The organism is Nonomuraea antimicrobica (genome assembly GCF_039536965.1).
In the GTDB taxonomy this organism is placed as follows: domain Bacteria; phylum Actinomycetota; class Actinomycetes; order Streptosporangiales; family Streptosporangiaceae; genus Nonomuraea; species Nonomuraea antimicrobica.
Genome location: NZ_BAAAZP010000166.1, coordinates 1 through 3,053, shown reverse-complemented (window position 1 = coordinate 3,053; position 3,053 = coordinate 1). Strand labels below are relative to the sequence as shown.

General features: G+C 70.8%; 4 protein-coding genes. All 4 read left to right on the top strand.

Annotated elements, in window-relative coordinates:
* Positions 1-373, top strand: a 373-nt coding sequence (locus tag ABD844_RS40385) for a phosphopantothenoylcysteine decarboxylase domain-containing protein (RefSeq protein ID WP_344890609.1), incomplete at its 5' end; no start/stop codon positions are given.
* A 323-nt stretch (positions 374-696) separates the two neighbouring features.
* Positions 697-939 carry a hypothetical protein gene (locus ABD844_RS40380; protein WP_344890606.1) on the top strand — a complete coding sequence of 81 codons (243 nt, stop codon included), beginning with the start codon at positions 697-699 and terminating at the stop codon, positions 937-939.
* Between the two features lie 128 nt (positions 940-1,067).
* Complete coding sequence (gene metK / locus ABD844_RS40375; RefSeq protein ID WP_344890603.1) at positions 1,068-2,255, top strand: methionine adenosyltransferase; 1,188 nt, start codon at positions 1,068-1,070, stop codon at positions 2,253-2,255.
* A gap of 308 nt (positions 2,256-2,563) precedes the next feature.
* Positions 2,564-3,053 (top strand): primosomal protein N' family DNA-binding protein (locus ABD844_RS40370; RefSeq protein ID WP_486348547.1); only part of this gene is annotated, 490 nt, incomplete at its 3' end.

Here is a 3,053-nt window from a genome sequence, read left to right as displayed (position 1 = left end):
GGCGAGCGCCGCCGCACCGGCCCCTGCCATGCCCGGTGCCGCCACGCCCGCGGGTCCGGGCGCCACGCCCGGCGGCGCGGCGGGGTCGGCAGGGAGTGCCGGTCCGTGGGCGGCTGCGGAGGCGGGGCCCCGGGTGATCGTCGGTTTCGCGGCCGAGACGCACGACGTGCTCGCCAACGGGCAGGCCAAGCTCGTGCGCAAGGGCTGCGACCTGCTGGTCGTCAACCAGGTGGGGGAGGGGCTGGCCTTCGGCACCGCCGGCAACGCCGCCACCGTGCTGGTGGCGGGCGGGGAGCCGGTCGAGGTGCCGTTCGGGCCCAAGGAGGACCTGGCCGACGTGGTGTGGGACCTGGTCGCGGCCCGCCTCGCCTGAGCCGTCCTGCACCGTCACTCTGAGCCGTCACCCTGAGTCGTCGTCACCCGGGAACGCCACGCGGACGCTTCGGTTGCCGCGGTCCCTCGGCCGCAACGGATATCGTCCCCTATTTGGCGTGCAAAGCGTACAGATCTCATTACTCGATCACCTGTTGCACCACCCCCATACGCCTACGGATACTTGGGGCGAAGGGGGATGGAATGCCGGTGGGTTCTGCTGTCAGAGATCGTTGTAGAACATTGCTCGGCGACCAAGGGGAAATTCACTACGTCTTTCCCGCGTTCTCCGCGGGGCCCGCTGGGACGGGGAATTTTCTCATCGTGGTCACGGCCTCGACCATTTCCGTGCTGGCGACCAGGACGCTGAGGACCGATCGGCCGGTGTCGGTGTTCGCGGAGTTCCCGCGGCAGACCAGGCTCGGCCCGATCCTGCCCGGCCACATTCTCGAGCTGGGCTCGATGGTGCTGGAGTTCGATGAGGAGTACGCCGCGGTGGTGTCGGCGGCCGACGCGGAGATCTTCGCGCCAGGGACTCTGCCGCCCGACCCTCTGCCCGAATTGTGATGGGAGACAGATGGTGGACAGTTTCGCGACCTGGCACCGGGTAGGGCTAGACTTCGGCGAGGCCCGGCCATGTCCATTGGTCACGGGCCTGACATCCGTCAGCAGCCGCTGCATGAGGAGCCACTGAGTTGTCACGTCGCCTGTTCACCTCCGAGTCGGTCACCGAAGGCCACCCGGACAAGATCGCCGACCAGATCAGTGACGCGATTCTCGACGCCATGCTCAAAGACGACCCCAAGAGCCGGGTCGCCGTCGAGACGCTGATCACCACCGGCCAGGTTCACGTCGCAGGCGAGGTCACGACCGAGACCTACGTCGACATCCCGGGCGTCATCCGGGAGAAGATCCTGGAGATCGGCTACGACGCCTCCCACAAGGGCTTCGACGGCGCCTCGTGCGGCGTGTCGGTCTCGATCGGCGCGCAGTCGCCCGACATCGCCCAGGGTGTCGACGACGCCTACGAGCACCGTGAGGGCGACGACGCCGACGAGCTCGACCGCCAGGGCGCCGGAGACCAGGGCCTCATGTTCGGCTTCGCCTGCCGCGAGACCCCCGAGCTGATGCCGCTGCCGATCACGCTCGCCCACCGGCTGGCCCAGCGCCTGTCCGAGGTGCGCAAGACCGGCACCGTCCCCTACCTGCGCCCCGACGGCAAGACCCAGGTCACCATCGAATACGACGGCGACACGCCCGTCCGCCTCGACACCGTGGTCGTCTCCACGCAGCACGCGGCCGAGATCGACCTCAAGGAGATGCTGGCCCCTGACATCAAGGAGCACGTGGTCGACCCCGTGCTCGCCGACCTCGACCTCGACACCGAGGGCTACCGCCTGCTGGTCAACCCGACCGGCCGCTTCGAGATCGGCGGCCCGATGGGCGACGCCGGCCTCACCGGCCGCAAGATCATCATCGACACCTACGGCGGCATGGCCCGTCACGGTGGCGGCGCCTTCTCGGGCAAGGACCCGTCCAAGGTCGACCGTTCGGCCGCCTACGCCATGCGCTGGGTCGCCAAGAACGTCGTCGCGGCCGGGCTCGCCGACCGGTGCGAGGTGCAGGTGGCGTACGCGATCGGCAAGGCCCAGCCGGTGGGGCTGTTCGTCGAGTGCTTCGGCACCGAGAAGCTTCCGGTGGAGAAGATCCAGGAGGCCGTGCTGCAGGTGTTCGACCTGCGTCCTGCGGCCATCATCCGCGACCTCGACCTGCTGCGCCCGATCTACTCGGAGACCGCCGCCTACGGGCACTTCGGCCGTGAGGGCTTCTCCTGGGAGTCCACCGACCGCGCCGAGGCCCTGCGGACCGCCGCCGGTCTCTGAGCCCCAGCCCCAGCCCCAGCCCCCAGCAGCCTGCGGCCCGCCGCCCCGTGCGTTGGTCGCGGCGTGTCGGCTCGACGCCCGCTCGCCGAGGGGCCGCCGTTCGACGGGCTGTCGGCTGAGGGGCGCTTGCCTACGGACCGGTGTCGCCCTCGTCGTGAGAGGCGCGGCACCGGTCGTGTGCGTCTGCCGCCGTCGCCTATCGCCTTCGGTGCGCTGCGGTTGGTGCGGCGTCCCGCCGGTCGGTCCCATAGGCCACGTCCGGACGTTCGTGGGCGTGTGGCGGGGTGGGGGTCTGGTAGACGTTATGCGTGACCGACTCCTCCGACGACGCCCTTCTGCCGCTCGAAGCCGTGCGGCCCCCGGCCTCGTCGAAGGACACCAGGTCGAAGGAGACCAAGGGGGCTCCCGTCCCCGCCCCGAGCGACCCCGTGGCGCGGGTGGCGGTGGACAGCCCGTTGCCGCACCTCGACCGGCCCTTCGACTATCTCGTTCCGGTCGGGATGCACGAGACGGCCGGGCCCGGCGTCCGCGTGCGGGTGCGGTTCGCGGGCAAGCTGGTCGACGGCTTCCTGCTGGAACGCGTCGCTGAGAGCGAGCACGAGGGCAAGCTGACGCCGCTGGAACGCGTGGTGTCGCCGGAGCGCGTGCTCACCCCGGAGATCGCCGGGCTGGCCAGGGCCGTGGCCGACCGGTACGCGGGCACCCTGACCGACGTTCTGCGCCTGGCCATCCCGCCCCGCCACGCGAAGGCCGAGGCACAGACCCCGGCGGCCGCCCCCGCCCCCGCCTCGGCCCCCG